The following is a 25,108-nucleotide window of genomic DNA, read 5'->3' on the forward strand; positions in this document are numbered from 1 at the left end:
GCGCAGGCCGGGCCGCGCCCGGCGGCCTGGCGATGGGCACCAACCTCTCGGGCATGGAGTGGGCGCGGCCCGGCCTGCGCTACGGCCAGAGCACCAAGCCCAACCTCAACTACACGGTGCCGCGCGCGGCCGACGTGGCCTGGCTGGCGGCGAACGGTTGCGCCAAGAACCGCCTGCCCATCCAGTGGGAACTGCTGCAGCCGGTGCTGGTCACCACCAACGCGAACGCCAGCGTGCAGTCCGTGCTGGGCGCGCCCGGCGCCTTCAACGCCAACTACGCGGCGTACATCACCAGCGTGCTGGACGCGCATGCCGCCGTGGGTGCCAAGTGCATCATCGATTGCCACAACTACGGCCGCTACCAGGACTTCGTCTACCAGGCCGACGGCTCGGTGATCGGCCTCACGGCCTCGCGCGATCCGCTCATCATGCCGTTCACCACCGACGGCTCGCAGGTGCAGGTGCGCATCTTCGCCACCGCCGCGGGCGCCACGCTGACCACCGCGGCCTTCACCGATTTCTGGACCCGGGTCGCCCGCCAATGGATGAGCCACCCCGGCTTCGGCGGCTACGGCCTGCAGAACGAGCCGCACGACCTGCCGGCCCCCGGCAGCACCGTCGCCTCCACCGGCGTGGAAGACCAGACCATCTGGCCGACCTTCGCCCAGGCCGCGATCAACGCGATCCGCGCGGTGGACCCCGCCGGCCCGATCTACGTCGCCGGCAACGACTGGGAAGCGGTGTGGACCATTGGCACGAACAACCCGGGCTGGCCGCTGGCGGGCAGCAACCTGGTCTATGACGTGCACATGTACCTGGACGCCTACAGCAACGGTTTCGCCTTCGACTACGACACCGAGGTTGCCAAGAACTACTCGGCCGGTATCGGCAGCGTCCCCATCGGCCCGACGACCGGCTCGCAACGGCTGCAGTACGCCATCAACTGGGCCGCCACCTGCGGCGCCCGCCTGGCGCTGACCGAGATCGGCATGCCGGTGGACGACCCGCGCTGGCAGACCATGTTCCAGAACGCGGTCAACCTGGCCCGGCAGAACAACGTGGAGGTCTACAGCTGGATGGGCGGCAATCACTGGCCGGCCCGCAACTACGCCATCAACCACGTGCCGGGCTGGCACCAGGGCCGCACGCTGGAGCCCGCGGTCTCCGGCGCGATGAAGGCCGCCGCCGGCATCGCCAGCGCCAGCCTCTTCGACGACGGCCCGGGCTACGCCGCCTCGGGCACCAGCGTCACCATCACCGTGTACGCCCGCGGCAACCTGGCCGCACCGCTGACGATCAACGTGGCGTCCAGCAATGGCGGCACGCTCAGCAAGACCACGCTGACGATTCCCGCCGGCGCCAACGGCCAGGACAGCTACACCTTCACCGCCCCCGCCAACGCGGTCACCACGCTCAGCTATTCCAGCCCCAGCGGCGGCCAGCTGCCGCCGCCGCGCCGCGTGTATTCGCTGACCGATCCCGTCTCCTATGCGGCCGGCACCAGCCTGTACGACGGCGCCATGGCCATCCTGGCCAAGTACCAGGCCAGCAAGTGGGAGATGGCCGACGGCTACACCGACTACATGCAGGGCGCGATGGCCGCCGACGGCCAGCCGGTGCGCGCGGTCGCCGACTCGGGTTTCGGCTCCAGCGCCGGCAACGCGATGGAGATGCTCAACTGGATCAACACCGCGTCCAACATGGGCGGCATGTCGGCGCCGGTCATGAAGACCCTGAACGGCGTGAAGACCACAGACCACAGCGTCTACAACACCTTCGGCTTGTGGTGCAAGAAGTGCGAGCCGCAGCCGGGCGTGCAGCCCAACCCGCGCAACCGCGTGCCCTACAACATCGACGACGGCCACTTCGCCATCGCCGCCATCGCCGTGCCGGGCACGGCCAACACGGGCCTGGTGTTCCAGGCCTCCAAGACCGAGGACAACCAGGTCGCCGAGCTGGCGCTGCAGAACGGTGCGCCGGCCGCGCACTGGCTGGACATCAACGGCCAGAACGTCCAGCTCACGGCTTCCAGCGCGGTGGCCGCGGGCACGCCCTTCGTGCTGTCCATGAGCTCGGTGCCCGGCGCCCAGCGCCTGCGCCTGAACACCCAGGTGGTGGGCAGCGCCTCGGCCACCCTGGCCGCCAGCCCCTTCACGCAGATGCTCATCGGCTGGGGCTACCAGGGCTATTACCCGCGCGACGGGTTCGGCGGCAATGTGTATGGCGTGATCACCGGCAAGGGTGCGCCCACGACCAGCGAACTGGCCGTGCTCGAGCGCTACCTGGGCGCGGTCGCGGGGCTCGCCCTCTAGCAGATCCGGCTGCTCTTCCTCACCCTGGCGCCCCTTGCGGGCGCCTTTTTTTTGCGCTTGTGCTGTGTAGTCGCAACGGCCGGCGGGCCTGTGCGCGCCAAGCGCGGCCGTTTAGGGGGGCTGTCCTACAGGCAGTGCACGGCGTTTCCGACACCTACAAAAAGGCCGCGCTTCTTACAGTGGGAGCCCTGCGCGGTACCAACTTGTTCACGCGCTGCAACGAGGAAAAACGGAAGAAATTTGCAATGAACGGAGCCACGCAAGACCCCGGACGGGACCCGGCCCACTTCTACCGCATCGCCGGCGAGGGGGCCGGCCTGGCCAGCCACCAGGCCTTGTGGCGCTGGCTGCAGGGCGATGTCCAGCCCTGGCTCTCGCACGAGGTCCTGCTGGTCGGCTGGGGCGATTTCGCGACCGGCCGCCTGGAGCACGACATCGTCTCCAGCCTGCCGGGCATGCGCTCGGCCGACTGGAGCCCGCGGGTGCTGGCGCCCATGCTGTCCCACTTCCGCGACTGCTGGGCTGCGGCGCAGCACAAGCCGACCCAGGCCGACGCCACGGTGTGCGCCAAGCTGCTGCGCGCCGGCGGCATGCAGCCCAACCCCTTCGAGGGCCTGCGCAGCGCCCTGGTGCACGGGCTCAAGCCCGGCCCCCTGCGCAGCGAACGCATCTTCGTCGTGCTCAGCCGCGCCCCCGCGACCCCGCCCGGCGCCGGCCAGGCGCTGACCATGATCCTGCCCTTCATCGACATCGCGCTGCGGCAGATCCCGCCCTGTCCGCGCCCCGGCGAGGGCGCCGACCGGGTGAGCGCGCTGTCCGAGCGCGAGCGCCAGATCATGGCCTGGGTGGCCCTGGGCAAGACCAACCCGGAGATCGGCTGCATCCTCGACATCAGCGAATTCACCGTCAAGAACCACATGAAGAGCATCTTCAGCAAGCTGGACGTGAGCAATCGCGCCCAGGCGGTGGCCAAGCTCACGGGGATGGCGGCCCATGCCTGACGCCGAACCCTCGGTGCTGGCGCACGTGCCGCCGCCGCTGCCTGGCGCGCGCACGCTGGAGCCCGTCGCGCAGAGCCGCCTGCTGGTCGCGCTGGAGTCGGTGCTGGAGCCCGTGCTCACGGTGCTCTCGCTTTGGCTGCTGGCCTGGTGGATCGAGGGCGGCGTGGGCCCGAACTGGCTGATCGCCTCCATCGTCGCCTTCGCGCTGTCCTTCCCGGGCCGCCCGCTGCTGCGCGCGCCGGCCGACAAGGTGGCCGTCACCGTGCTGCTGGCCTGGGGCTGGACGGCCGGGCTGATGCTGGCCCTGGGCTTCGCCACCGGCCACATCGACGACTTCAACTCCGAGGTGGTGCTGCACTGGCTGTGGTTCGCGCCCACGCTGCAGCTGGCCGGCCACTGGGTGCTGCGCCACGCCGCGCCGCAGATCATGCGCCTGCAGGGGCCGCCGCAGCGGGCCGTGGTGGTGGGCATGAACGACCAGGGCTGCTCGCTGGCCGACCGCCTGAGCGCGGCCCCCTACGCGGGCGTGCAGTTCATCGGCTACTTCGACGACCGCACCCCCCAGCGCCAGCGCGGCGGCGAGCGCCACCCCATGCTGGGCCGGGTCGGCGAGGTCGCGGCCTACGTGAAGCGCCACCGCGTCGAGATCATCTACCTGTCGCTGCCCATGGCCTCGCAGCCGCGCATCAAGGAGCTGCTGGATGCGCTGAAGGACACCACGGCCTCGGTCTACTTCGTGCCCGACATGTTCGTCACCGACCTCATCCAGGGCCGCACGGATTCGGTCTGCGGCATGCCGGTGATCTCGGTCTGCGAGACGCCCTTCCGCGGCCCCGCCGGCCTGCTCAAGCGCGCCAGCGACATCGTGCTGGCCGCCTTCATCCTGCTGCTGATCTCGCCCGTGCTGCTGGGCATCGCGCTGGCCGTGAAGCTGAGCTCGCCCGGCCCGGTCATCTTCCGCCAGCGCCGCTACGGGCTCAACGGCGAGGAGATCGTGGTCTACAAGTTCCGGTCCATGAGCGTGACCGAGGACGGCGCGCGCATCGAGCAGGCCCGCCGCAACGACACCCGCGTCACGCGCGTGGGGGCGGTGCTGCGCCGTACCTCTCTGGATGAGCTGCCGCAGTTCATCAACGTGCTGCAGGGACGGATGAGCATCGTGGGCCCGCGACCGCACGCCGTGGCCCACAACGAGATGTACCGCGGGCTCATCAAGAGCTACATGGTCCGCCACAAGGTCAAGCCGGGCATCACCGGCTGGGCCCAGGTGAACGGCTTCCGCGGCGAGACGGATTCGCTGGAGAAGATGGAAGGGCGGGTGCGCTGCGACCTGGACTACCTGCGCAACTGGTCGCTGCGGCTGGACCTGTACATCATCTTCAAGACCATCAGGCTGGTTTTCACGGATGCAGCCGCTTACTGACGAGACTAAGTTCGAAAGCCCCACAACGACATGGAGCACTGCATCATCATGAAGAAGAAACAACTCATCCGTACCTCGGCCTCGATCGCCGCGCTGCTCATGCTGGCGCCCTCGGCCTTCGCCCAGTGGCAACCCGACGCCGGCGACGCCGACGAAGGACTGCACCCGCGCGTGCAACTGGGCGTGGAGCACGACAGCAACGTTCTGCGCGTGCCTTCCAGCGCCGGGCCCGAGGCCGACACCGCCGCCATCCTCGGCGTCGGCCTGTCCTTCAACAAGCGCTACAGCCTGCAGCGCATCCGCGCCGACATCGAGGCCACGCGCTACACCTACGACAAGCACTCCGAGCTCAGCTACAACACGCTCAACTACGCGCTGGCCTGGGACTGGTCCTTCACGCCGCGCCTGCACGGCGTGCTGAGCGCCGACCGGCGCCAGTTCCGCGACGTGGAGACCGACCCCGTCACCGCCACCAACGTGGTCGGCCGCCGCACCGAGCGCACCGAGCTGGCCGAGGGCATCTACGAGCTCTCCGGCCCGTGGCGCCTGCTGGCCGGCGCGCAGCACACCAGCGCCGACAGCACGCAGGTGCGCACCTGGGACGGCAGCCCCTCGATCCGCGAAGCGCACGTGGGCGCGGGCTACGAGTTCCCCTCGGGCACCTCGCTGTACCTGCGCTACCGCCACGGCAACGGCGAGTACCGCGACCCCAGCTTCCTGCCCGGCGCGACCAAGTTCAAGGACACCGAGACCGAGCTGTCGGCCCGCTGGCCGGTGACCGGCAAGACCACGGTCGAGGCCTCCATCGGCAACCTCAAGCGCGAGCACGACAACGCGCCCGGCCTGGACTTCAGCGGCACCGTGGGCAAGGCCACGGTGAACTGGCAGGCCACGGCCAAGACGCGCCTTTTGGCCGGCTACCTGCGCGACATCAGCGGCACCGGCCTGGCCACGGGCGGCCGCGTCACCAGCGACCGCTTCTACCTGCAGCCGACCTGGGCCGCCACGGCCAAGACCAGCTTCAACCTGCGCTACGACCACGTTCGCCGCGACTGGACCGGCGTGCCCGCCGGCACGCCGAATGCGGGGCGCAACGAGTCGGTCGAATCCATTGGCGCCGGCGTCGACTGGCAGGCCCTGCGCAAGGTCTCCATCTCGGCCTATGTGCGGCAGGAGCGCATGACTTCCAGCCTTTCGACGGGCTACCACGCCAATGTCTTCGGGGTGATGGGCAAAGCCATCTTCTGAAGGCCAAGGCGCCACGACACAGGGAGAGAACAACATGAGAACACCGCTGCTTCGTCTCAACGTCCTGCTGGCGGCCGCCCTGGCGGCGGCCAGCGTGGCCGCCCAGGACGCCCAGCCCGCGGTGGTCGCCCCCCGCGGGGCGGCGCCGGGGATGGCCGCGCCCGCGCAGGCGGCGCGGCCCGAGGCCCCGACCCAGCCGGGGACCGTGGCCGGGGCCGACTACCGGCTCAGCCCCGGCGACTCGATCAAGGTGCAGGTCTACCAGAACCCCGAGCTGGGCCTGGAGACCCGCGTGTCCGACAGCGGCGTCGTGAACTACCCCCTGGTGGGCGCGGTGCAGCTGGGCGGGCTCACGGTGACCGAGGCCGAGACGCGCATCGCGACGGCGCTCAAGCAGGGCGGCATCCTCAAGGCGCCGCAGGTCAACATCAACGTGCTGCAGGTGCGCGGCAGCCAGGTCGCGGTGCTGGGCGAGGTGCAGAAGCCCGGCCGCGTGCCGCTGGAGACCACCGGCATGCGCGCCAGCGAGGTGCTGGCGGCGGCCGGCGGCATCACCCCCAGCGGCGGCGACGTGCTCACCGTCACCGGCCGGCGCGGCGGCCAGCCCTTCCGCAAGAACATCGACATCCCGGCGCTGCTCTCGGGCAGCGCGGGTTCCGAGGACGTGGTGATCCAGCCCGGCGACTCGCTCTACGTCGCCAAGGCCCCCACGTACTACATCTATGGCGAGGCGCAGAAGCCCGGCCACTACCGCGTCGAGCCCGGCATGACCGTGATGCAGGCGATCGCGGCCGGCGGCGGCGTCACGCCGCGGGGCAGCGAGAGCCGCGTACGCCTGACGCGCAAATCGCCCGACGGGCGCACCCAGGAGCTCTCGCCCCGGCTGACCGACCCGGTCCAGCCCGGCGACGTGCTCTTCGTGCGCGAGAGCCTTTTCTAGAGCAGCAGGAACCCATCGAATGAGCCTCTACCAATTGATCGCCATCCTCCGCGCCCGCAAGGCCGTGATCCTCACGCTGATGCTGGCGACGCTGGCGCTGGCGCTGGGCTGGGTGCTGCTGCGGCCGCACAACTACACCGCCCGCACGCCGGTGCTGGTGGACGTGCGCACCGACCCGACCAACGCCACGCCCTGGCAGGGCATGGTCGCGCCCAGTTTCATGACCACGCAGATCGACATCATCAAGAGCGACCGCGTGGCCCAGCGCGTGGCCCAGATCCTGCCGCCCGACCAGGCGCCGCTGAAGGGCCTGCGCGAGGAAGCAGCCGGCAAGCCCGCGGCCGAACACTGGATCGCCCAGGTGCTGCAGCAGCGGCTGGAGGTCAAGCCCGCGCGCGAGAGCAACATCATCAACATCGCCTGGACCGGGCGCAGCCCGGCCGAGGCGGCGCGGGTGGCCGATGCCTTCGCCCAGGCCTACCTGGAAACCAACCTGGACATCAAGACCGAGCCGGCCAAGAAGTACACGGTGTGGTTCGACGAACAGCTCAAGGCCGCGCGCGACCGCCTGCAGCAGGCGCAGCAGAAGCTGGGCGATTACCAGCAGAAGGCCGGCATCGTGGACACCGACGAACGTCGCGACTTCGAGACCACGCGCCTGACCGAGCTGAACCAGCAGCTGATGATCGCCACCACCCGCGGCCGCGGCGGCGCCCCGGCCAGCACCAGCAGCCCGCTGGTGGACAACCTGCGCCAGGACGTGGCGCGGCTGGAGGCCAAGATCGGTGACGCCAGCGCCACCATGGGGCCCAACCACCCGCAGATGCAGCGCCTGCAGGGCGAGCTCTCTTCGCTCAAGCGCCGCCTGTCCGAGGAGTCGGCCCGCGTGGGTGTCTCGGCCGCGAGTTCCGCCGAGGCGCAGAAGGCGCGCATCCGCGAACTGGAGACGGCGGTGGCCGACCAGAAGCAGCGCGTGCTCTCCATGAACAAGGACCGCGCGCAGCTGAACCTGCTCAAGAGCGAGGTGGACACCGCGCAGAAGGCCTTCGAGACCGTGAGCGCCAGCGCCGCCCAGGCCCGCATGCAGGCCATGAGCAACCAGACCAACGTGATGAAGCTGGCCTCCGCCGTGGAGCCCAGCGACCCCATCGGGCCCACCGCCCTGCAGGCGATGCTGGTGGCCCTGGTCGCGGGCACCATCCTGGGCATCGCTACCGCGCTGCTGCTGGAGCTGACCCGCCGCCGCGTGCGCACCAGCGCCGACCTGTCCATGGCCGCCGGCATGCCCGTGCTGGCCACCGTCCCGGCCGCCAACGCCGCGCGCTACCGCGACGGCCCGCTGCGCCTGGCCCAGTCACCCCGCCGGCTGGCGCTGGCATCGCAAGGGAGCGCGGCATGAGCACCGGCAACCAGATCTATCCGCTGCCCAACCGGGTCGAGCCGCCGCTGGACATCGAGCTGCCCTCGCGCGAGGCCGGCCAGCCCCTGGGGGCGCTGCTGGTCGATGCCGGCGCCCTGGAGGCCGACAACGTGCAGCGCATCCTGGACTACCAGAAGAAGTCCGGCCTGCTGTTCGGCGAAGCCGGCGTGGCCATGGGCCTGGTCGACGAGGTCGACGTGCGGCGCGCGCTGGCGCTGCAGTTCGGCCACACGCTGCTGGCCCCGGACGCCGGCTTCGGCCAGGACCTGGTCGCGGCCACCGACCCCGACTGCGAGGCCGTGGAGCACCTGCGCGGCCTGCGCGCCCAGCTGATGCTGCGCTGGTTCGAGAACGATGCGCGGCAGGCGGCGCTGGCGGTGGTCAGCCCCGGCCACGGCGAGGGGCGCAGCTACATCGCGGCCAACCTGGCGGTGCTGTTCGCGCAGCTGGGCAAGCGCACGCTGCTGATCGACGCCGACCTGCGCAACCCGCGCCAGCACGAGATCTTCGGCCTGCGCGGGCGCGTCGGCCTGTCCACCGTGCTGTCCGGCCGCGCCGGCTGGGAGGCCGTGCACGAGATGCGGCAGATCCCCGGCCTGTGGGTGCTGCCCGCGGGCGCGCAGCCCCCGAACCCTCAGGAGCTGCTCTCGCGGCCCGGCTTCTCGCGCCTGCTGCAGTCGCTGCGCGCGAGCTACGAGGTGATTCTGGTCGACACCCCGGCCGGCCAGGATTCGGCCGATGCCGGCACCATCGCCGCGCGCGCCGGTGCCGCGCTGATGGTGGCCTGCCGCGACGCCAGCTCGGTGCCGCGGGTGGCGGAGCTGGCCGAGGACCTGCGGCAGTTCGGCGTCAGCATCGTGGGCGCCGTGCTCAACGGCGCCGGACCGGCGAGGCGCTGAGCCGATGCCGAACTGGCAGGACCGCTGGCGCCACCTGGTGCAGGGCGTGGTGCGCGTGCACACGGCGCGCGGCGAAGAGCAGCTGGTGGCCTCGCTCTCGCACACGCTGGAGCCGCGCGTGCTCGCCTTCGTCAACGCGCACGCGATGAACTCGGCCGCCCAGTCGCGCGACTTCTACGAGGCCCTGATGTCGGCCGACGTGGTGCTGCGCGACGGCAGCGGCATGGCCATCCTGATGCGCCTGCTGAACCAGCCGCCGGGGCTCAACCTGAATGGCACCGACCTGATCCCCAAGCTGCTGCGCGCGCATGCCGGGCGCGGCATCGCGCTTTTCGGCACCGAGCAGCCCTGGCTGGCGCAGGCGCGCGAGGTGGTGCGCAAGGAACTCTGCCCGGGCAGCCACGTGCTGGCCGCGCACGGCTTCCACGACGCCAGCCTGTACCTGCGCATGGCCGCATCGCACCGGCCCGCGCTGATCGTGCTGGGCATGGGCATGCCGCGGCAGGAGCAGGTGGCGCGCATGCTGCGGGATGCCCTGGGCTGTCCCTGCCTGATCGTCTGCGGCGGCGCCATCATCGACTTCCTGGGCGGCAAGGCGCAGCGCGCGCCGCGCTGGGTGCGCGGCCTGGGCATGGAGTGGGCCTGGCGGCTGGCGCTGGAGCCGCGCCGCCTGTTCCGCCGCTACGTGATCGGCAACCCCGTGTTCCTCGCGCGCGCGCTCTCGCTGGCCGCGCAGGGTCGGGCCGGCTGCGGCCAGGGCGCCCGGACCTAGAATTCCCCCAGCCATGAACATCCTCCTCACGGGCGGCGCCGGCTACATCGGCAGCCACACCCACGTCGCACTCCTGGAAGCGGGGTTCGACCCGCTCATCCTGGACAACTTCGCCAACAGCCATCCGCGCGTGCTGGAGCGCCTGCAGGAGATCACCGGCCGGCCGGCGCGCTGCGTGCGCGGCGACGTGCTGGACACCGCGCGGGTCGAGCGCCTGCTGCGCGAGGAGAAGATCGCCGGCGTGATCCATTTCGCCGGCGACAAGGCCGTGGGCGAGAGCGTGCAGCAGCCGCTCAAGTACTACCACAACAACATCGGCGGCGCCGTGAGCCTGATGCAGGCCATGGAGGCGGCGGGCTGCGAGTCGCTGGTGTTCTCCAGCAGCGCCACGGTCTACGGCGACCCGGCGAGCGTGCCCATCCGCGAGGACTTCCCGCGCAGCGCGACCAACCCCTACGGCCACACCAAGCTGGTGATCGAGGACATGCTGGCCGCCCAGTGCCATGCCCGGCCGTCCTGGAAGGTGGCGGTGCTGCGCTACTTCAACCCGGTGGGCGCGCACCCCAGCGGGCGCATCGGCGAGGACCCGGCCGGCATCCCCAACAACCTGATGCCCTACATCTCGCAGGTGGCGGCCGGCACGCGCAGCGAGCTGCAGGTGTTCGGCAACGACTACCCCACGCCCGACGGCACGGGCGTGCGCGACTACATCCACGTCTGCGACCTGGCCGAGGGCCACGTGGCCGCGCTGCGCCACCTGCTGGAGCGGGGGCGCGGGCTGACGGTGAACCTGGGCACCGGCCAGGGCCACAGCGTGCTGGAGGTGGTGAAGGCCTTCGAGCGCGCCAGCGGGCGCCCCGTGCCCTACCGCTTCGCGCCCCGGCGCGCGGGCGACGTGGCGCAGTGCTATGCCGACCCTGCGCTGGCGCGCGAGCTGCTCGGCTGGCAGGCCGTGCGGGGCCTGGACGCGATGTGCGCCGACGCCTGGCGCTGGCAGAGCGCGAACCCGCAGGGCTACCGCTGATCCGTGCGCCGGGGCGCCGAGGCGTCGCAAGCAGGACACGGCACCGCGCAAGCCCCCGCACGCCGCGCCTGCGGCCGCGCCCCAGGCCTGGCTTCAGGCCGCGCCCGCCGCCACCGGCGCCGCGCCGGCGGCGGGCCGCAGCCCGTCCACCGCGCGGGACAGCACCTGGGCGTAGGGCGTCCAGCGCAGCCCCAACTCCTCTTCGGCCAGTTCGCTGCGCAGCCGCAGCTGGCGCTCGAACACGCCCAGCAGCCCGGGCGGCAGCGGCACGGGCAGGGCCCGCGGATCGCGGCCCAGCCGGCGCGCGGCGATCTCCAGCAGCTTGAGCGGCGGTCCCATCAGCTTCGCGTCCAGCCGCAGCCGGCGCGCGGACACGCGGCGCAGCGGCGTGGCCCCGATCGCCAGGGCGAGGTCGCGGAAGTAGTCGTTCCAGCGCGGGCTGTCCGGCGCGGCGAGGTTGTAGATGCGCGCCTCGCAGGGCGAGAGCCGCAGGCGAAGCCCGGCCGCCACGGCGGCGGCCACGTCGTCCAGCGCCACCAGGTTGCTCCAGCCGTCGCCGCCCGCGCCCAGGTCGCCCAGGCGGCCGGCGCGCAGCAGCCGCGCGATGCGATCGACCCACAGCGCGCTGCCGGGCCCCCAGACGCAGCCGGGGCGCAGCACCACCAGGCGGCCGCCTTCGCCGGCGTACGCGGCCAGGGCCTGCTCGGCCTCGATCTTGGCCTGCGCGTACCAGCCGATGCCGCCGTCCAGCGGTGCGTCCTCGCGCGCCTCGCCCTCCAGCGCGCCGTAGACCGACAGGCTGCTCAGGTGCACGATGCGCCCGCAGCCGGCCTGCTGCGCGGCGCGGGCCAGGGCCCGTGCACCGCCGGCGATGGCCGGCCCGCTGCCCGCCACGCAGTTGACGACCGCGTCGGCGCCGCGCAGCGCCGCGGCCAGCGCGGCGGTGTCCTGCGTGTCCAGCGTGAGCTGCCCCGGCCCCTGCGCGTGGCGCGACGCGGCGACCACCTGCACGCCGTCCTGCGCCAGCCTGCGCACCAGGGCCGAGCCGATGTAGCCCGAGCCGCCCAGCACCAGGACATTCATGCCGGCACCTCTTCCTCGATCAGGGTCAGCGCGTGCGGGTCCAGCCGTTGCGCCAGGTGCCGGCCCAGCCGCAGCGAGGTGGCGATCAGCGTGAGCGTGGGGTTGGCCTGGCTGGAGGTGGGGAAGATCGCGCTGCCGGCGACATAGAGGTTGTCCACCGAGTGCACGCGTGCATTGGCGTCCACCACGCTGCTGCGCGGGTCGCTGCCCATGCGGGCGGTGCCGATGTGGTGGCCGCCGTAGGCGCCGAAGCGGGTGAGGTCTTCCTCCAGGCGGTCCTCGTCCAGCGTGAGGCGGCCCGTGCCGCTGGCCTCGAACTCCTGCGCCAGGATGCGCAATGTGCGGCGCAGCGAGTCGATGTCCTGCGGGCTGTAGCGCCAGTCCACGCGCAGGCGGCGCATGCCCAGCGCGTCGCGCGCGTCGGCCAGCGTCACGCGGCTGTCCGCGTTGGGCACCTGCTCGCCGTGCATCTCCATGCTGAAGCGGTTGCTGCGGTTGCGCAGGATGACGGAGGGGAACTTGCGCTCGGCCAGCGTGCGGTGGCGCAGCCAGTGGGCCAGGAAGCGCGTGGTGTCCAGCGGGTCCGACACCACGTTCAGCAGGTGCCGCGCCAGCACGCCGGGCGTGGCCGCGCCGCCGTCGTTCAGCCGCTTGCCGTATTCGTAGCTGATGAAGCGGCGTGACAGGAACAGCCCCGAGAGCACGCCGTTGCGGTGGCGCGGGTCGGTGATGCGCGGAAAGTGCAGGCGCGCCACGGCGTTCGCCAGCCCCTCGCTGCGCTGCACCGCCTCGGTGAGCGCGATGCGGCGGCGGCAGTAGATGCCCTCCGGCGACACCTCGTAGCCGTGGCGCACCGCCTGCGTCGGCCCATTCACCTCCAGCGTGCCCACGTTGCCCGCGATGTGGCACATGTAGTAGCGCCCCACCACGTCATGCCGGTTGCCCACGCCGCCGGGCGCCACGTCGTCGGAGGCCAGCAGCAGGCGCGCCGTCTCCAGGCCGCCCAGCGCCAGCACGGCCACGCGCGGCACCACGGCAAAGCGCGTGCCTTCCAGGGTGCTGACCTCCAGCGTGCGCACGCTGCGGCCGTCCGCGGCCAGGCGGATGCCGGTGCAGTTGGCGCCCAGGAGCAGGTCCACGTCGGCGGCCACGCGCAGGCGCCGGGCGTAGCGGCGGCCGAAATCCGTGGGGCAGGAGAAGCGCTCCAGCCCGTCGGTGCGCACGCGCTCGCTGTGGAAGCCGGCGAACAGCGGGCCCACGCCGGGCAGGGCCTGGGCCGCGTCATAGGCGAACTCGCCGGCCTCGGCCAGGCGGTTGGCCTCGGGGTAGAAGGGCAGCAGCTCGGCCAGGGAGATCGGCCAGCCGCTGTGCTCGATCCAGGCGCGGCGCTCGAAGTCGATCGCGTCGAATGGCATGCAGCGGCCGCCCCAGAGCGTGGTCGAGCCGCCGAAGCGGCGCTGGCGGTACTTGTCGGGCGGGCTGTGCAGGCGTTCGTCGGCCACCTCGCCCGCGTACAGGGCCTGGGTGGGTGCATGCTCGGCCTCGCGCCCGGCCTCCAGCAGCATGACGCGCAGGCCCCGGCCGCTCAGCGAGAGCGCGAGCGAGATGCCGGCGGCGCCGGCGCCGACGATGCACACGTCGACCGGCAGGCGCGCGCCCAGGGGGATGCTGGCGGCGTCGCGGATCACGGCAGCTTCCGCAGGGCGGCATCGGCCGCCGGCGCCTGCACCGGGGGCGTGGCCGCCGGAAGCTCGATGACGGTCGCCGAAGCGGCAGCGCTGGCCGGCGCTTCGGCGGGCGCCGCGGTGACGGTGCCCACCACGGGCACGGCGGACGCGGCGGACCGGGCGGCTGCCGCCGGGGCGGCGCCCGCCGGCAGTCGCGCGCAGGTGCGGAAGTGGCGCTGGTGGACCCGGGCGATGCTGGTGAAGAAGCGCGCGACCGAGAACTGGCGCTCGTACAGGGCCCGCCCGCGCTGCGCCAGGGCCTGGGCCTCCTGCGGATGGTCCAGGAACCACTGCAGCGCGGACGCCAGGGCGGCCGGGTCGCCCACCGGCGTGAAGCGCGCGTCCTCGCCGTCGCTGAGCACCTCGGCCAGTTCGCCCACCGGCGTGCACAGCACGGGAACGCGCCAGGCCAGGGCCTCCAGCACCACCAGCGGCAGCACCTCGTCGTGCGAGGGCAGCACCAGCAGGTCGGCCTCGCGCAGCAGCTCGATCACGCGGTCCTGCTCGCACCAGCCCTCGAAGCGCACCCGCTCCTGCACGCCCAGCTCGCGCGCCAGCGCCTGGTAGCGTGGCAGCTCGCCGCTGCCGGCGAAGACCAGTTCCAGCCGCGAGCGCTCCAGTCCCGGCTGGGCCAGCGCGCGCAGCAGGTCGGACACGCCCTTGAGGTCCGTCATGCGGCCCACGAACAGGGCCTTCATCACCTCGCCGCGCGGCCGGGCCGCAGGCGCGCTGGCCGGGCCGGGCACGCCGTTGAACACGATGTCCACCCGCTGCGGCCGCACGCCCAGCTCGTCGATGGCGAAGCGCCGCGCGCTGGCGCCTATGACCACCACCGCGTCGGCCAGCGAGAACATCCAGCGCGTCGCCGCCCGCAGCGGCGAGGGCAGGCTGCGGTAGAAGCTCTTCATCTGCGCGTGCAGGTGCACCACCACCGGCACGCCCAGCGCCCGGCAGGCGCACACCACCACGCCCTTGCGCAGCAGGCTCAGGCGCTCGGCCATGTTCACGTGCACGCCGGCGAGACGGCCCGACAGCCGTCCCTGGGCGATGCGTCCCAGCGCGCGCGGCAGCATCCACAGCGTCTGCACCGCCTGGCCGGGTCCCCGGGTTTCCAGCGGCAGCAGCTGCGCGGCGTTCGCCGCCGGCTGGCCGGCCTGGGCCTGAAGCAGGTAGTCGCCCACCTTGTACATGCCGCCGCCGGCGGCCGACCAGGGACAGGCGACGTAGATGAAGTCGCCGGTGGCGGTGCGGGCCTGCGCCCGGCCCGCGAGGGGTTCACTTGGAAGCGGGGTTTGCTGCATGGGGGAAGCGCGGCGCGCGCGGCTTGAACAGCAGGCGACGTGCGCCCGCGATCAGCGGCTTCTCGAGCCACAGGTAGGAGGCGGCACCGGCCAGCATCACGGCGGCGCTCGCCAGCACGAAGGCCAGCAGGGGCTGGCCCAGGTGCAGGCGCTTGAGCACCATCACGACGGCGGGCACCACGAAGGTGTGCGACAGGTAGATGGAGTAGGAGGCGTCCCCCAGGAACGCCAGCGGGCGCGCCAGCGGCATGCGCACGATCACGGGCTCCAGCCACAGCGTGCCCAGCACGATGGCGGCGGCGCCCACGCCCCAGGGGAAGAAGCGGTCCGAGTCGGGGTCCCAGCCCAGGCCGAAGGTGAACAGGGTCCCGGCCAGCAGCAGCAGCGCGCCCGCCAGCACCGGCCCGGGCCCCCAGCGCAGCAGCGCCTGCGCGAAGGCCACGCCGACGATGAACTCGAAGATGATGGACTGGGCGTAGAAGTGCAGGGCGGTGACGCCCGGCAGGAATTGCGCGGCGATGAACAGCAGGGCGAAGCCGGCCAGGCAGGTCGCGATGCGCGGCAGGCGGGCCGCGATGGCGAGGCCGAACACGGCGTAGAACAGCATCTCGAAGTTGAGCGTCCAGCCCACCGGCAGCACCGGCTGCACCAGGCCCCAGGGCGCCGTCATGGGCACGAAGGCGAGCGAGGCCGCCAGGTGCAGGGGCACCACGCTGGACTTCACGGCCAGGGCCGGCACGGCCGCGATCAGGGCCGCCTTGAGCAGGGTGTAGACCCAGTAGAGCGGCACGATGCGCTGGATGCGGCGCCGCGCGAACACCCAGGCCTCGGACGGGCCGGCCCAGCCCGCGGTGGAGATCGCCATCACGAAGCCGCTGATGACGAAGAAGATGTCCACGCCGACCGCGCCCGTGCCCCAGTAGACGCCCTCGCCCCGCCCCGTGAGGTGGATGGAGATCGCCTGGGTGATGTGCATCACCGCCACCAGCATGGCGGCGGCGAATCGCAGCACCTGAAGGCCGACGTAGGTCTGTTTCATGCGTAGTGCCGGGCGCGCATCTCGTGCGGCTTGGGCGGCTCGTGCAGCACCTGGCTGGCGATGGGGGCGCGCGGCGCGCGGCGCGGCCGCAGCAGGCCGCGCACCAGCCCGGCGGCGGCGAAGCACCAGGACACCACCGAGTAGGTGGCACGCGACCAGGAGCGCTTGCGCCAGGCCATGGCGGCGAAGGGCAGGGCGGCCAGGGCCGCGAAGCCCAGCGCGCGCGCCAGGGGCGGCATCGGCCAGAAGGGCAGCGTGGCCAGCAGCGCCCACCAGGCCAGCACGGCCGCGTACAGGCGCAGCTCGCGCATGCCGCGCAGCACCAGGCGCATGTGGGGCTGGCCGATGGCGCCGCGCACCAGCTCGCCCAGGCCGCACACATACCCGGCGCGCCAGCGGCGTGCCAGCAGGGCGTAGGGCGGCACGTCGTGGCCGTAGTGCGTGGCCGACTCCACCGGCAGCCGCCACAGCTTCCAGCCCCGTGAGCGCAACCGCACCGCCAGGTCGAACTCCTCGTAGCTGTGCAGGTTGCGGTCGGACAGGAAGCCGGCTTCCTCGATGGCCAGGCGCCGGTACAGCCCGCCGCCGTCCAGCCGGTCGACCTCGCCCGGCTGCAGGTGCGGCGGCGCGCGCAGGCCGCGCTCGCGGTATTCCAGGCTGTGCGTGTTCAGCTCCACCAGCTTGCCGCCCACGCCGCCCACCTCGGGGTGCTGGGCCAGGAAGGCGAGTGCGCGTTCCAGGAAGCCGTCGACCATGCGCATGTCGCCGTCCAGGATGAAGATGTACTCGCCGCGCGCGTGCTGGAAGCCCAGCTGCGGCCCGACGCCGCAGCAGCGCTCCTGCGGGTTGCGCAGCTGCACCACGCGGATCGGGTAGTGCGAGGCGAGCTCGACCGTGCGGTCCGAGGAGTGGCTGTCGGCCAGCACCACTTCGCCGCCCACCCGGGCGACGGCGGCCAGGCTGGTCTCGATGGCGGCGCAGATGTTGCGTTCCTCGTTGAGGGCCTTGATGACGATGCTGACGGCGCAGCGGGGCTGCAGCAGGTCGGCGAAAGGAGGTGGGCGGTTCATGGGAGCGTTCCCTGCTGGGCAAAGGTGTCGGCGCTGCGCAGCCGCCAGCGCTGCCAGCGGCCGGCGATGCCGGCCGGCATGAACAGCGCCATCAGGACCGTGAGCTGCCAGCGCCGGCCACCGGCCGCGTGCCGCGCCTGCATCAGCCAGCGCAGCGCCTCGCGCCGCCGGCCGGCGGCCAGGTGGTCGCGGGCGATGGTCACTTCCTGCTGGGCGACGAACCACAGCGCGGAGTGGCGGTTGCGCGCCGGGATGCGGCCCTCGAGCGCGCGTTGGCGCATGCGCACCAGGAAGGGCGGCAGCTGGTCGATGCGCGCGCGCGCCGTGAGCGAACCGGCGACGCCCACGCGGTAGGCCGCGAGCGGCGCGTGCACCAGCGCCACCGGCACCTCGTCGGCGAGCCGGAACCACAGGTCCAGGTCCTCGCCCACGCATTCGCCGGGTGCGAAGCAGGGCTGCATGGCGGCCAGGCGGCAGGCCTTCACGGCCACGCTGCTGGTGAAGAAGGGATGGGCACGCATCCAGCGCGCGCGCAGGTCCTCGATGAGCTCGACTTCGCAGAAGGCCTGGGGCAGCTCCCAGGGCTGGGGCGTGCCGCCCTCGTCGTCCTCCAGCTTCAGGAAGCCGCCCGCCAGCACCTCGGCTTCGGGGCAGGCCGCGTGGGCGTGGGCCAGGCGGGCGAGGAATTCGGGGTGGTGCCAGTCGTCCGCGTCCAGGAAGGCGATCCAGTCGCCCTCGGCCAGCGCGATGCCGCGGTTGCGGGCCACGGACACGCCCGCATTGGCCTGCCGCACCAGCCGGATCCGCTCGCCGCCGGGCGCGGCCGCCATCGCCTCGACGATGGCGGGGCCGGCGTCGGAGGAGCCGTCGTCGACCACGATCACCTCGTGCGGCGGCAGGCTCTGCGCGAGCGCGGACTCCAGCGCCCCGCGCACGAAGCGCGCCTTGTTGAACAGCGGCACCACGACGGAGAACTTCATGCCGGCCTCCGCAGCGGCCGGGCCACGCGGGAGCCGCGACGGCCCGCCGGCGCCGCGGCCAGGCCACGGCGCTGTGCCGCGCCCGCCGCCAGCGTCACCACCAGCAGCAGGTGGATGAAGAGCTCGCTGCCGTAGCCGAACAGCAGCAGCGGCACCTCGCTCACCGAGCGCAGCGCCAGGGCGATGAAGAGGGCGATGCTGAGCCCGCGGGTGTCGCGCGCATGGCGCAGCGACAGCCACAGCAGCACGGCGGCATAGACCACCAGCGCGATCGCGCCCACGGTGCCCGAGCGGGCCAGGGTGTCCATGAACTGGTTGTGCGCGCTGGTGGCGTTGGGCATGGCGATGGCGTTGCGGAAGTCCTCGTCCCACAGGGTGGGGCCATAGCCGAACCAGGGATGGGCATGCCACTCCTCCCAGGCCACGGCCCAGATCTGGTCGCGGCCGGTCAGCGACATGAGCTGCGCGCCTTCCTGCGTGTCGAAGAAGGAGGCGATCTTGTCGCCCACGTCGTCGAACACCAGCAGCACCAGCAGGCCCGCGCCCACCAGCATGGCGCCCAGGCAGGCCAGGATGCCGAAGCTGTTGTCGCGCGGATCGCCCAGGCGCTGCCAGGCGCGAGCGCCGCCGCGCACCAGCAGCAGGCAGGCCGAGCAGAGCACGAAGGCGATCCACGCCGTCTTGGACTGGGCGAAGAACAGCACCCCCAGGCCCAGCCCCCAGGCCAGCAGGTTGACCGGCCGGCTGCGGTAGGGGTAGGCGCACAGCAGCAGCAGGCCGGTCTGCGCGAACATGCCCAGCGCCACCGGGTGCGGGGCCACGCCGCCCAGGCGCGGCACGCCCGGCAGCAGGCCCTGGGTGTAGGAGGCGTCCAGCACCATGCTGGGGTCCACCGGGATCAGGGCCACGCTCACCACCATCAGCACGAAGAGCGCATCGCGGGCGCGCTGCAGGATGGCGGGCAGCTCCTCGCCCGTGGTGAGCATCATGGCGAAGCCGATCACCAGCGAATAGGCGTACTCGTGGCCCACGCTGGGGTGTGCGCCCAGCACCGCGGTGAAGGCCACGGTCGCCACCCAGTAGACGCTGTACGAGGCCACCAGTGGCACCGAGGGCAGCGGCCGGCCGCTGCCGAAATGGCGCAGGATGCGCTCGCCCGAGGCCAGCAGCAGCAGCACCGAGACGCCGCGCTGCAGCCAGTCCATGGCCGGGTTGTAGCTGCCGTTGCCGCCCGCGGCGAGCTCGGCGTACATCTGCGACAGGTCGCGGCCCGAGAGCATCACGCCCGCCGCCACCAGCGCCAGCATGGCGGGCAGCACCCAGGGCATGAACACGGTGCGTTGCGCGGCCGCGCTGCGATGCTGGGGCGTCCTCATGGCGCCACCTCGCGCGGGGGCACGGGGGCGACGGCCGCGAGCCGGCGCGCCAGCCCCGGCACCAGCCGCGAGAGCGCGAGCAGCGCGTCCTCGCCCAGCGCCCGCGGCCGCAGCCAGAGCACGGCCATGCCGGCGCCGAAGGCGGCCAGGCTGCCCGCGGCCAGCGACACCAGGGGCAGGCCCAGGGGCGCCGCCGCCGCACGGGCCGCTTCGGCCGCGCCCGCGCACAGCAGCGCCAGCAGCAGTCCGCGGCCCAGGTCGGGCAGCACCGCGCCCCAGCGCAGGCCCAGCGCGCGCAGCGCGGCATGCACGATGACGGCGCTGCGGGCGAACACCACGCAGGCCGAGGCCAGCGCGATGCCCACGATGCCGCCCGGCGCCAGCCACCACCACAGCGGCGCGGCCACGGCCAGCACCGGCAGTTGCAGCAGGAACTCGTACTGGCGGCGGCCGGTGTTCCAGAGCACCGGGGTCGACAGGCCCCAGCTCGCCCACGCCGGCAGGCACAGGAACAGCACCGCCAGCACCCAGCCGGAGGCGGCCCAGGGCGGCCCGTACAGCAGCGCGACCACGTCGCCCGCCAGCACGGCCAGCGCCGCGGCGACCGGCAGGGCCAGCACCAGCACGCTGGCCAGGCCGAGCAGCCAGCCCTGGGCCAGGCGCTGGCGGTCGTCCTGCAGGCGGGCGCCGGTGGCCAGGAAGGCCGGCTGCAGGGCGCCCAGCAGCAGCGTGTTGGGGATGGAGGCCAGGTTGTAGGCCACGGTGAACAGGCCCACGCTGGTGGCGTTGAGCACGCGGCCGATGATGACCCGGTCCAGGTTGGCGAGCAGCCAGTTCACCACGTTGGTGAGGAACACGGCGCGGCCGGTGGCCAGGGCATCACCGCCGTCGGCGTGGCGCCACAGCGGGCGCACCGGGTGCGGGCGGGCCCGGTAGGTCAGCACCAGCGCGACGGCCGACTGCACCACGCAGGCGATGCCCAGCGCCATCGCGCCGTGCCCCGTGAGTGCCAGCGGCACGCCCACCGCGAGGTAGCCGGCCGCGTAGCTGGCCAGCTGCACCAGGCCCAGCACGCGGAAGTTCAGGTCGCGCTGCAGCAGGTAGGTGGCCGGCGCGGCGGCCGCGATCAGCAGGCTGGCCAGCGAGAGCACCTGCACCATGGGCTCCACGCGCGGGTCGCCGAAGAAGCCGGCCAGCGCGGGTGCGGCCGCGAACATGGCGATGGCCGAGAGCACGCCGGCCACCAGCTGCCAGGTGAAGGAGAAGCGGATGTCCTCGTCGGACAGCCTGGGCGCCAGCATCAGGCTGTAGCTGAAGCTCGCACCCGACAGGAAGCCGACGAAGGTCAGCACCGCCAGGCCGATGCCGTACACGCCGAAGTTGCCCGGCCCCAGGAGGCGCGCCAGGGCCACCTGCGCCACGAACTGCAGCACGAAGCGGGCGATGGTGGTGGCGGCGCTCCACTTGAGCGCGCGTTCGGCCAGTGCGGCCAGCGGGCTGGCACTCATGCGCGCGTTCCGCCGTAGCGTCGCAGGGCGATGCCCGACATCAGGGCCAGGGCCGCCAGCAGCATGGCCACCCCGCCGCGCTGCGGGCGGTTCTCGTGCGGGCGCGGCACGCTGGCGGCGGGCATCCCGTCGCGCGTGCCGGCGGCCGCCGTCTTGATCAGTTCACCGTGCACGGGCGCAGGCGCAGGCGCAGGCGCAGCGACCCGGCCCGCGGGCGCGGCGGCGCGGGACGCCGAGGCGACCGCGACAGGGCCGGCCTGCGCGGCCGGCGCGCAGGTGCCTTGCGCAAACGCCCCTTGAAGGGCGGCGCACAGCGCTGCGGCGGTCAGAAGGCTTCGCATGGGGGTCCTCGCTCGGTGTCGTGTTGTCCGTCGGGCGTACTTGGCGCCCTTGCAAGGCATGCTAGGAAGACTCAGCGGGGCGGCTTGTAGGACGCCTGCGACAGTTCCCGGGGCTTAGTGCGTACGAGCCATCGGCGCGTCCATTCGCGGCCCGGCGTTTCGACGAAACGCCAGGTCAGCGCGCTGAAGGCGACGGTGGCGACCAGCAGCAGCGCATACAGCAGCGTGCCTTGCACGTCGTTGCGCCCGAAGGCCATCACCCAGGCGCCATCGGCCAGCGGCATGGGCGTCCACAGGTCCTGCCCCAGCACGCGCTTGACCACGGCCGGCAGCAGCAGCACGAGCAGGAAGTGGGTGAGGTAGATGGAGTAGGACAGCAGGCCCAGCGTGTGCAGCGGGCCCCATCGCAGCAGGCGGCTGACCCAGCCGCCCTCGCGGGCGAACACGAGCACGGCCACGGCGAACACGAAGGGCGCCATGAACGACAGCGCGGATGTGCCGGCAGCGCTCACGAAGAGCACCACGGCCGCCACCGTGGCCAGCTCGACCGCCGTCATGCCGGCGCTGGGCGCGCGCCCGGGTGCGACCGTCGTGCTGGCCAGGTAGAGCCGTTCGCAGGCCACGCCCAGCGCGAAGCCGAACACGCAGCGCAGCAGGCCCCAGTCGTAGGTGGTGTCCATGCCGCTGCGCGACAGATGAGAAAGGGCCAGCGGCGCGATCAGTGCGATGCCCACCAGCAGGCTGTTGCGCAAGCCCAGCCAGAGCGCGGCCAGGGCGAACAGCAAGTAGGTCCAGAACTCGGTGCTGATGGACCAGCTCGGGCCGTTCCAGGTCAGGCTGTGGTGCAGGCCCAGGCTCTGCAGCAAAAGCAGGTTGGTCAGCACCGCGAAGGGCTGGTTCTCGCCGGTGAAGGCGGTGGCGGCGGACTGCGGGTAGCCGGCCGCGAGCTTCAGCGTCTCCAGCGCCACGAAGCACAGCAGCATGAAGAAGTGCAGCGGGTACACCCGGCCCAGCCGCAGCGCCATGAAGCGGCGCACCGCGGGCCAGCCGTCGAGCCGGTGGGCGTAGTTCCAGGCGATGACGAAGCCGCTGAGGACGAAGAAGAAATCGACGAAGAGGTAGCTGTTGCGCACCAGCGGGCTGCGGTAGAGCGGGCTGTAGCCGTGGAAATGGAAGAGCACCACCAGGCAGGCGCACAGGCCCCGCCAGCCGTCCAGGGCCTCGAAGCGCAGGGCCGGGCGGCCCGTGCGCGGGGGTGTTGCTGCTTGCGCGGCCTCTTGCATCGCCTCTTTCCGTTGCTGCCTGGGCCGGCCATTCTTTCATGCAAGCAGCGCGGCCGGAGCCCGCCTTCGACGCTTGTCATGCTTGTCCTACAGGCGTGTCGGATGGCGCTTCCTAGCATGGGGCGCAACCCAAGGACGGAGACACCCGAATGCGACACAGCCGTGGCGAGCAGGCCCGCGCCCATGCCCTGCAGCAGGAAGTAGCCCGCGCCGAGGCCGATTACCAGCGCCTGCGGGCGGCCTACCTGGAGATCGCGCGCAACGAGCCCGGCCACGAGGTGGCGCTGGCCATGATCGGTGCCGACATGGACCGCGCCCATGCGCACCTGCAGGCCCTGATCGGCCTGCCGCGCCTGCCGTTCACGCACGAGCCCAGCACCGTGATGCGGCGCGAGGCGCAGCGCCTCGCGTCCGAGAACACCTGAGCCCCGGGGCCGCCATGGCCACGCATCCGGTCGAGCCCGAACCGCTGCCACCCGGCCCCGAGCCCGGAGGCGCGACCAACCCCTCGCACCTGCCCGTGGAGCCGGAGTTCGGCCCCCAGATGCCGCCGGCCGAGCCGGAAGACCCGCTCGCGCGGCCGGCCCCGGGCTGAGCCGCCAGGAACACGCATGACCCAGACCCACATCGTGCCGCCCATCGTCCCGCCGCCGCCGGGCCTGGACAAGGAGGAGCCGACCTTCGTCGAGGAGGAGGACATCCCCAGCGACAACCCGACCGGCGTCGAGGACGACTGGCAGTCGCCGCTGCGCGAGGAGCGGCCGTGACATCCGCGCCCGCGCCGGCGCCCGGCACCGCGCCCTGGCACACGCCGGCGCCGCCCGGGCCCGAGCCCACCAACCCCGAGACGCCCGACACGCCACGCGACCCCGAGAAGGGCCATGCGCCGCGCCCGGCGCCCGAGAGCGAGCACCCGAGCGAGTGAGTCAGTGGCCGGCGCCCGCGTCCTCGTCGCTGGCGGGGGCGAGGAAGGCCTGCGCGGCCTCCTCCGGCGGCGGCAGGCAGCTGGCCTTGGCCAGCGCCATCCACACGCCGAAGGGCAGGCCGGAGCGCTCGCGGCGCGGCGCCGCGCGCGCCACCACGAGCCGGCCGCCCTGCGCCAGCATCACGCCGCATTCGGCGGGCACCTCGTCCGGGTCGGCGATGGGGCGTCCTCGCGCATCGCTGCCCAGCACGTACCAGCATTCGCCCAGCGCCAGGTAGGCGCCGCGCTTGGCGGGCTTCTTCAGGTCGCCCAGCAGGTCGGCGCGGCGCACCTTCACCTCGTGCACCACCGGGTCCACGTAGTGCGGCACCGAGGTGTTGCGGATGGAGAACACGTCCGGCCGGGCGATGCACCAGCGCGTGGCCGTGGGGGCGGCCGCCGGCGCCTGGGCGGCCGTGCCGGGTGCCTGCGTCGTCGTACCGGACAGGCCGGCACCCGGCGGGGCGAAGCCCACAGCGACTGCGTCCGCCCCTGCATCGCCTTCCTCGCCTGCATCGAGACCGGCGCGCAGCGACAGCCCGCGCCAGGCGATGCGGCCTGCGCGGGCCATCTCGCGGGCCACCTGTTCCACCAGGGCCTCGTGCGCGTCGAAGGCGGCGCGGTTGCCGCGCAGCGCGCTGGCCAGAAGCTGCAGGCCGGCGTCGGTCACGCGCAGGTGCTCATGGCCGGCGGGACCGCGCTCGCGCGTGAGCAGGCCGGCGGCGAGCAGCTCGATCTCCACCGCGTCCTGGCAGGGCCAGCCGGCCGAGCGGTACACCTCGCGCAGGCGCCGCGCGTGCTGCCGGCCCGGCAGGAAGGGGGAAAGCGCGGGATCGTCCATGGGGGGCCGCAGTGTACGCCCGCGGCCGGCGTGCGCCGTGCGTGCGGTGCCGGGCGTAGGCGCGGCCTGACGTGCGGCGGCGTCCTGCGCTGATCGATTCGCGAAACCCAGCCACCAGAATGCACGCATCATGGCTGATACCCCCCAATACGGCATCACGGCCGTCCGCTACGCCGGCGTCCAGGTCGTGGAAGCGATGATGGGCTTGTTCGACCCGCTGCGCCGGCGCTGGGATTCGCGTCCGGCTCCGGCCCGGGTCAACGAGGTGGTGGACCGCCTGGTCGAGGGCGATTCCGTGGTGAGCGTCTTCCCGGGCGACGACGGCATGGAGCCCGGGCCCGAGGTGCAGGTGGACCTGCTGCCCGGCGGCACCGAGACCCTGGTGGCCGAAGGCCCGCCGGGGCGCCGCCTGGAGGACCTGCCGCGGTTCTAGTGTCCTGTCCCGGTAATTCGTGCGCAGAGGCGAGCGAGTTTTTCGAGGATTGAATCCGCGGTGGCCGTCCAGGTGAACGGCTTGCAGTTCTCGTTGTACTGCCTGACGAAGCTGTCGATCTTT

At 72.6% G+C, this 25,108-nt stretch carries 25 protein-coding genes and 1 pseudogene; 14 read left to right on the forward strand and 12 right to left on the reverse strand.

Annotated elements, in window-relative coordinates:
* The 9 genes from IM725_RS14040 to galE all read left to right on the forward strand — a co-directional run.
* Positions 1–2,312: glycoside hydrolase family 5 protein (locus tag IM725_RS14040; RefSeq protein WP_193781261.1), on the forward strand; the 2,312-nt coding region annotated here is incomplete at its 5' end.
* Positions 2,313–2,557: 245 nt separating this feature from the next.
* The gene (epsA, locus tag IM725_RS14045) at positions 2,558–3,313 is read left to right on the forward strand and encodes an XrtB/PEP-CTERM-associated transcriptional regulator EpsA (RefSeq protein ID WP_193781262.1); all 756 of its coding nucleotides are present in this window, start codon (positions 2,558–2,560) and stop codon (positions 3,311–3,313) included.
* A complete protein-coding gene (locus IM725_RS14050) occupies positions 3,306–4,736 on the forward strand; it encodes an undecaprenyl-phosphate glucose phosphotransferase (RefSeq protein WP_193781263.1) in 1,431 nt (476 codons plus the stop codon). The genes epsA and IM725_RS14050 overlap by 8 nt, the downstream gene beginning before the upstream one ends.
* A gap of 48 nt (positions 4,737–4,784) precedes the next feature.
* Positions 4,785–5,984 (forward strand): XrtB/PEP-CTERM-associated polysaccharide biosynthesis outer membrane protein EpsL, encoded by a 1,200-nt coding sequence (epsL, locus tag IM725_RS14055; protein WP_193781264.1) that lies wholly within the window; start codon positions 4,785–4,787, stop codon positions 5,982–5,984.
* Positions 5,985–6,018: 34 nt separating this feature from the next.
* Positions 6,019–6,924, forward strand: a complete 906-nt coding sequence (epsE, locus tag IM725_RS14060) for a polysaccharide export protein EpsE (RefSeq protein WP_193781265.1) — start codon at positions 6,019–6,021, stop codon at positions 6,922–6,924.
* A gap of 19 nt (positions 6,925–6,943) precedes the next feature.
* A complete protein-coding gene (locus IM725_RS14065) occupies positions 6,944–8,323 on the forward strand; it encodes a Wzz/FepE/Etk N-terminal domain-containing protein (RefSeq protein ID WP_193781266.1) in 1,380 nt (459 codons plus the stop codon).
* Positions 8,320–9,243, forward strand: coding sequence for a chain length determinant protein tyrosine kinase EpsG (epsG, locus tag IM725_RS14070; protein ID WP_193781267.1), 924 nt, complete (start codon positions 8,320–8,322; stop codon positions 9,241–9,243). The genes IM725_RS14065 and epsG overlap by 4 nt, the downstream gene beginning before the upstream one ends.
* Positions 9,244–9,247: 4 nt before the next feature.
* Complete coding sequence (locus IM725_RS14075; RefSeq protein WP_193781268.1) at positions 9,248–10,015, forward strand: WecB/TagA/CpsF family glycosyltransferase; 768 nt, start codon at positions 9,248–9,250, stop codon at positions 10,013–10,015.
* Between the two features lie 13 nt (positions 10,016–10,028).
* A complete protein-coding gene (gene galE / locus IM725_RS14080) occupies positions 10,029–11,039 on the forward strand; it encodes a UDP-glucose 4-epimerase GalE (RefSeq protein WP_193781269.1) in 1,011 nt (336 codons plus the stop codon).
* A gap of 93 nt (positions 11,040–11,132) precedes the next feature.
* Here galE and IM725_RS14085 read toward each other — a convergent pair whose 3' ends face one another.
* The 10 genes from IM725_RS14085 to IM725_RS14130 all read right to left on the reverse strand — a co-directional run bounded on the left by IM725_RS14085 (position 11,133) and on the right by IM725_RS14130 (position 22,747).
* On the reverse strand, positions 11,133–12,122 hold the full coding sequence (locus IM725_RS14085; RefSeq protein ID WP_193781270.1) for an NAD-dependent epimerase/dehydratase family protein: 990 nt from the start codon (positions 12,120–12,122) through the stop codon (positions 11,133–11,135).
* Positions 12,119–13,810 (reverse strand): FAD-dependent oxidoreductase, encoded by a 1,692-nt coding sequence (locus IM725_RS14090; RefSeq protein WP_193781271.1) that lies wholly within the window; start codon positions 13,808–13,810, stop codon positions 12,119–12,121. The genes IM725_RS14085 and IM725_RS14090 overlap by 4 nt, the downstream gene beginning before the upstream one ends.
* Positions 13,807–15,150, reverse strand: coding sequence for a glycosyltransferase family 4 protein (locus IM725_RS14095; protein ID WP_193781272.1), 1,344 nt, complete (start codon positions 15,148–15,150; stop codon positions 13,807–13,809). Before IM725_RS14095 ends, IM725_RS14090 begins: the two co-directional genes overlap by 4 nt.
* On the reverse strand, positions 15,125–16,189 hold the full coding sequence (locus IM725_RS14100; RefSeq protein WP_193781273.1) for an acyltransferase family protein: 1,065 nt from the start codon (positions 16,187–16,189) through the stop codon (positions 15,125–15,127). Before IM725_RS14100 ends, IM725_RS14095 begins: the two co-directional genes overlap by 26 nt.
* Positions 16,186–17,259, reverse strand: coding sequence for a glycosyltransferase family 2 protein (locus IM725_RS14105; protein WP_193781274.1), 1,074 nt, complete (start codon positions 17,257–17,259; stop codon positions 16,186–16,188). The genes IM725_RS14100 and IM725_RS14105 overlap by 4 nt, the downstream gene beginning before the upstream one ends.
* Positions 17,256–18,239, reverse strand: coding sequence for a glycosyltransferase family 2 protein (locus tag IM725_RS14110; RefSeq protein ID WP_193781275.1), 984 nt, complete (start codon positions 18,237–18,239; stop codon positions 17,256–17,258). The genes IM725_RS14105 and IM725_RS14110 overlap by 4 nt, the downstream gene beginning before the upstream one ends.
* Positions 18,236–19,615, reverse strand: a complete 1,380-nt coding sequence (locus IM725_RS14115) for an O-antigen ligase family protein (protein WP_227753816.1) — start codon at positions 19,613–19,615, stop codon at positions 18,236–18,238. The genes IM725_RS14110 and IM725_RS14115 overlap by 4 nt, the downstream gene beginning before the upstream one ends.
* Positions 19,612–21,123: an oligosaccharide flippase family protein gene (locus tag IM725_RS14120; RefSeq protein WP_193781276.1), complete on the reverse strand. Its 1,512-nt coding sequence runs from the start codon at positions 21,121–21,123 to the stop codon at positions 19,612–19,614. Before IM725_RS14120 ends, IM725_RS14115 begins: the two co-directional genes overlap by 4 nt.
* Positions 21,120–21,464 (reverse strand): hypothetical protein, encoded by a 345-nt coding sequence (locus IM725_RS14125; RefSeq protein WP_193781277.1) that lies wholly within the window; start codon positions 21,462–21,464, stop codon positions 21,120–21,122. Before IM725_RS14125 ends, IM725_RS14120 begins: the two co-directional genes overlap by 4 nt.
* 71 nt (positions 21,465–21,535) lie before the next feature.
* A complete protein-coding gene (locus tag IM725_RS14130) occupies positions 21,536–22,747 on the reverse strand; it encodes an acyltransferase family protein (RefSeq protein WP_193781278.1) in 1,212 nt (403 codons plus the stop codon).
* Positions 22,748–22,896: 149 nt separating this feature from the next.
* On the opposite strand from IM725_RS14130, the gene IM725_RS14135 reads away from it, so the two are divergent.
* From IM725_RS14135 to IM725_RS14150, 4 genes are read left to right on the forward strand one after another with little or no spacing between them, the layout of a single operon-like run.
* Complete coding sequence (locus tag IM725_RS14135; protein WP_193781279.1) at positions 22,897–23,172, forward strand: hypothetical protein; 276 nt, start codon at positions 22,897–22,899, stop codon at positions 23,170–23,172.
* Between the two features lie 14 nt (positions 23,173–23,186).
* Complete coding sequence (locus tag IM725_RS14140; RefSeq protein WP_193781280.1) at positions 23,187–23,342, forward strand: stereocilin; 156 nt, start codon at positions 23,187–23,189, stop codon at positions 23,340–23,342.
* A gap of 16 nt (positions 23,343–23,358) precedes the next feature.
* The gene (locus IM725_RS14145) at positions 23,359–23,514 is read left to right on the forward strand and encodes a hypothetical protein (RefSeq protein WP_193781281.1); all 156 of its coding nucleotides are present in this window, start codon (positions 23,359–23,361) and stop codon (positions 23,512–23,514) included.
* Positions 23,511–23,672, forward strand: a complete 162-nt coding sequence (locus IM725_RS14150; RefSeq protein WP_193781282.1) for a hypothetical protein — start codon at positions 23,511–23,513, stop codon at positions 23,670–23,672. Before IM725_RS14145 ends, IM725_RS14150 begins: the two co-directional genes overlap by 4 nt.
* Before the next feature lies 1 nt (position 23,673).
* Here the strand turns inward: IM725_RS14150 and IM725_RS14155 are convergent, their stop codons facing one another.
* Entirely contained in the window at positions 23,674–24,552 is an 879-nt protein-coding gene (locus IM725_RS14155) for a hypothetical protein (RefSeq protein ID WP_193781283.1), read from the reverse strand.
* A 130-nt stretch (positions 24,553–24,682) separates the two neighbouring features.
* Here IM725_RS14155 and IM725_RS14160 point away from each other — a divergent pair, with 130 nt between their 5' ends.
* The gene (locus IM725_RS14160; RefSeq protein WP_193781284.1) at positions 24,683–24,985 is read left to right on the forward strand and encodes a hypothetical protein; all 303 of its coding nucleotides are present in this window, start codon (positions 24,683–24,685) and stop codon (positions 24,983–24,985) included.
* On the opposite strand, the pseudogene IM725_RS14165 reads toward IM725_RS14160, so the two are convergent.
* Positions 24,982–25,108: pseudogene (locus IM725_RS14165) on the reverse strand (IS630 family transposase); the annotation flags it as partial. The gene IM725_RS14160 and the pseudogene IM725_RS14165 sit on opposite strands and share 4 nt — an antisense overlap.

Origin of the sequence: Ramlibacter aquaticus (assembly GCF_015159745.1) — a bacterium.
Lineage (GTDB): Bacteria > Pseudomonadota > Gammaproteobacteria > Burkholderiales > Burkholderiaceae_C > Ramlibacter > Ramlibacter aquaticus.